This is a genomic window from Streptomyces sp. KR55, from assembly GCF_052245645.1.
GTDB lineage: Bacteria > Actinomycetota > Actinomycetes > Streptomycetales > Streptomycetaceae > Streptomyces > Streptomyces flavusporus.
The window spans coordinates 1-3847 of record NZ_JBQQCE010000669.1; the positions used below are offsets into that span (position 1 = coordinate 1).

The window sequence follows — 3847 nt, forward strand, 5'->3', positions numbered from 1 at the left end:
CTGTGCGTGGGGAGTATGGTGAGTGGTCGCTGGCCGTTATGAGTGTGGCGCCAGCGGATCTCGCCGGTTGTTGGGTTGTATGTCTTGGCGGTTCTGTCATGGGTGCGCAGTTTCGTCGGGTGCTCTCCGCGCGCGTGGACGGTGAGGCGGTCTCCGTAGGGGGCGGGGCGCGCCTGGTGGGCGGCGGCGAGGAGGGGGGCCGCGAGGAGGAGGGCGGCTCCGGCGACCATAAGGCGGCGGAGGGTGCGCAGCGGGGCCTTCGAGACCGGGGCGTGGGGGCTCGTCCGCGTCACCTCGACCGGCAGAACGATCACCACGCCCCCTTCGTCCGGAGCCCACTGCTCGCCGCTTCCCACGCGGACAGGCGCAGAGCGTAGTCACGCGCGGGACGGGGCGCGGGGTGCACCGTCGGGACACGACGCGGGGGCGAGGGCGGGTCCCCCGTTCGGACGCCCGCCCGGCGAGGATGACGCCAGGGGACGACGCCGGCCGAGGGCGGAGCCTCCGTGCAGCCTCCCCGCGTCAGCTTCCTCCCCGGTCGCAGGGCGTTGTCAGTGGCGGGTGCAAGACTGAGCAACAGGCAGCATTTCCGGGCTTGTTTCCGGGATTTCCGGGATTTCCGGACTGGAGATCCCGGCATTTCGGGCAGCGCTACACAAGGGAGTGATCGGCATGGCAGGCACCGGCGGTGGGCGTCCGAGCATCTTTCCGACGCTGCTGTACTCGGACGCGAAGGCGGCGATCCGGCAGCTGACGGAGGCCTTCGGCTTCACGGAACTGTCCGTGTACGAGAGCGAGGACGGCACGGTGATGCATGCCGAGCTGGTCCAGGGCAACGGCGCGGTGATGCTCGGCTCGAAGGGCCGCGGCGGCCGCTTCGACGAGGCGATGAAGGGCGCGGGCCCGACGGGGGTGTACGTCGTCGTGGACGACGTCGACGCACACCACCGGCGCGCCGTGGACCACGGCGCGGAGATCCTGATGCCCCCGACGGACCAGGACTACGGCTCGCGGGACTACATGGCCCTGGACCTCGAGGGCAACATCTGGAGCTTCGGGACGTACGGCCCGCAGATAGAGGCCTGAGGCGGATCAGCTGCCCCCGGTGTGCACCTGGAAGGCCGCGCGGCGCACGGCCTTGGCCAGGGCGGGGTCGGGGTGGGCTGCGGCGAGCGCGACCAGGACCTGGACGGTGCGGGGATGGCCGACCGCGCGCACCTCGTCGAGCAGCGCGGGCACCGTCGGCTGCACGGCGGACTCCAGATGCCGGACGAGCAGGGGCGCCTCACCGTGGTCGGCGACGGCGGCCGCCGTGTCGACCCACAGCCAGGTGGCCTCCTCCCGGGTGAGCACCTCGTGGGCGTCCTCCGGGTCGGCTCCGTCGTGTTCGGCGAGCCACAGCAGGGCGTACGGCCGCAGGGTCGGCTCGTCGAGCGCGGTGCGTACGTCGGGCTCGGCGGGGGCGCCGACGACGCGCAGCGCCTCGAAGGCGAGGCCGCGCAGCAGGGCGTCCTCGCCGCGGGCGGCGTCGAGGAGTTCGGTGACGGCGCTGCCGACGGGGCGGGCGGCGAGCCAGGCGCGGTACTCGGCGCGGGCCGCGTTCGGGCGCAGCTGGGCGCAGCCGCGGAGCATGTCCTCGGCGGCCGCCTCGATGTTCCCGGCGGGGCTCTGCGCGGCGACGCAGATCTGCTCCAGCTTGACCCAGACCGCCCAGCTGCCCAGCGGGGTGAGGGTGGCCTGGCCGTCGCCGTAGGTGAGTGCGCCGACGGAGGCGAGGGCGTGCAGGGCCCAGTCGAGGAGAGGGGCCAGTTCGGCGTCGTCCCCGGGAGGCTCGGGGTGCGTCGCAGGATGCGCCGGACCGGCGCCGGTGGGGGGCGCGGGGGCCGGGATGCGCGCGGGTTCGCGTGGCGGGCCGTAGGGGACTTCGCAGCGCTCGGTGCGCAGTTCCCTGACGCGTTGTGCCAGCAGGTCGAGGAGCTGCTCGACGGGGACCGGTCCGGCGGACAGCTGGAGGAAGGAGAGCACCTGAGGCATGGCCGAGACGACCTCGGCGACGGCGGCGGGCTCGTGGTCGGCGGGTTCCGGGTGGGCGAGCGACCAGGCGTCGAACAGGGCGACCCAGCCGCGCAGCACGGCGGTGTCGTCACGGTCCCAGGCCCGCAGCCGCCAGCCGGGGCGGGCGCTGTCGCCGTGCACCTCGACGAGGCCGGCGAGGCGGGCGGTGTCCCAGTCGGCGCGGACCTGGGCCGGCGTCAGACCCAGGTGCTCGGCCGCCCGTTCGGCGGTCGCGTCGGCCAGGGGGGCCTTGCCGTCGGAGGTGGCGTTGTCCCTGCCGGGGCCGAATGCGGTGTCGGCCCAGCGGGCGACGCGGGCCGCGCCGGCCAGCCTGGAACGTGCCATTCCAGCCAGCTCCGAGGGGGCAGGTGTGCCCTCCGGCGGGCGGGGCGCGGGGCGGCGCGAGCGCCGCTGGTTCATCGCTCGGGGGGCGGCGGCCAGGGGTCGCGGGCGGACGAGTCGAAGCCTGGAGTCGCGCGGGATACGGGACGTCACGGGTGCAGTCTTCCGGTTGACGGTCCGAAAACCCAAACGGAATGTCACGGGCGGCAACGGGACTGGCCAACGCAGGGCTCTTCCGGCGGCTGTGGGCCGAGATCCGGACAGTGGTACGGCGTTAAACGGAACCGTCGCGGCCGGGACTCACATCAGCGGTGTCAGGAAGCGGCGGAGGGCTTCCTCGTATGCCGACGGGTCGGCGTTCCACAGGGCGCTGTGCGGGGCCTGCCGGACGGTGTGGAGGGCGACCAGGTCGGGGCGGCGTTCGGCCAGGCGGCGGGAGTAGGCCCAGGGGGCCACCGTGTCGTCGGGGCCGTGGAAGATCAGGGTCGGGATCTTGAGGCGTTCGGGGTGGGCGGCCTCGTCGATGCGGTCGCCGTACAGACCGGTGCGGCCCTGGGCGGCGCGCACGGCCAGCGGCAGCAGGGGTGCGGGCATCCGCCGGGCCGCGGCCAGGGCGCGCAGCGTCGCCTCCCAGTTGAGGACCGGGGAGTCGAGCACGAGGCCGCGGATGCGGTCGCGGTCGGCGGAGTGCGCGGCGGCGCGCAGGGCCATGGTGGCGCCGGTCGACCAGCCGTACAGCACGACCCGCTCGGCGCCGTACCGCACGGCGTAGCGGATCGCCGCGTCCAGGTCGCGCCACTCGGTCTCGCCGAGATGGTTCAGGCCGTCGGGCGGGCGGGGTGCGCCGGGGTCGCCGCGATAGGCGAGGTCGAGCACGGGGAAGCGGAGGCCGTGCAGGAACTCCATGACGTTCATGGGGTGTTCCCTCGTCGCGCCCAGGCCGTGCGCGGTGATCACCCAGATGTCCCTGGCGGCGGGCACGAACCAGGCGGGCAGGACGCCGAGTTCACCGGGCACGTCGACGTCGGTGTGGTCGAGACCGAGGGCTGCGCCGGGGTCGCCGATGTGCAGGTTGGGAGTGAGCCACACCTTGTCGCCCGGCTCCAGGCTGCCGTGCGTGACGCGCTCCAGGCGGCGGACGACGGCGTCGGCGGGGTGCGGGGCGCTGTCCAGGACGGGGCCGACGACCGCGTGGGATCCGTCGCCGGAGAGGCCGTAGGTGCCGGGGCGCTGGGAGGCCAGGGCGCGGGTGAGGGTGACGCGGCCCGCGGCCGTGCCGTGCACGGTGAGCCGGGGTTCGGTGGGCAGGGGCCGGCCCGGCGGCGCCTTCAGTGCGGCGCCGCTGGCGAACCGGCCGGCGGCCACGGCGGCGGCGCCGGCCGCGGTCATCGCGGTGACGGCGGCGGCCGCCGCTTTGACAGTGCGCACGGATCCAGTGTCCTGGCGGACG

The 3847-nt window shown here is 74.6% G+C and carries 3 protein-coding genes and 1 pseudogene; 1 reads left to right on the forward strand and 3 read right to left on the reverse strand.

Annotated features, from left to right (window positions below; translation table 11 throughout):
• Positions 1–317 (reverse strand): annotated as a pseudogene (locus tag ACTWQJ_RS47970) (hypothetical protein); the annotation flags it as partial.
• A gap of 355 nt (positions 318–672) precedes the next feature.
• Between ACTWQJ_RS47970 and ACTWQJ_RS47975 the strand changes: the two are divergent.
• Positions 673–1086 carry a VOC family protein gene (locus ACTWQJ_RS47975; protein WP_443312664.1) on the forward strand — a complete coding sequence of 138 codons (414 nt, stop codon included), beginning with the start codon at positions 673–675 and terminating at the stop codon, positions 1084–1086.
• A gap of 6 nt (positions 1087–1092) precedes the next feature.
• Here ACTWQJ_RS47975 and ACTWQJ_RS47980 read toward each other — a convergent pair whose 3' ends face one another.
• Both ACTWQJ_RS47980 and ACTWQJ_RS47985 read right to left on the reverse strand, forming a co-directional pair.
• Positions 1093–2550, reverse strand: a complete 1458-nt coding sequence (locus tag ACTWQJ_RS47980) for a hypothetical protein (protein ID WP_443312665.1) — start codon at positions 2548–2550, stop codon at positions 1093–1095.
• A 147-nt stretch (positions 2551–2697) separates the two neighbouring features.
• The gene (locus ACTWQJ_RS47985) at positions 2698–3825 is read right to left on the reverse strand and encodes an alpha/beta hydrolase (protein WP_443312666.1); all 1128 of its coding nucleotides are present in this window, start codon (positions 3823–3825) and stop codon (positions 2698–2700) included.
• Positions 3826–3847 lie beyond the last annotated feature (22 nt).

Excerpts from the sequence above, each read along its gene's own strand:
- ACTWQJ_RS47975 (WP_443312664.1), top strand. The coding sequence starts at position 673 with ATGGCAGGCACCGGCGGTGGGCGTCCGAGCATCTTTCCGACGCTGCTG.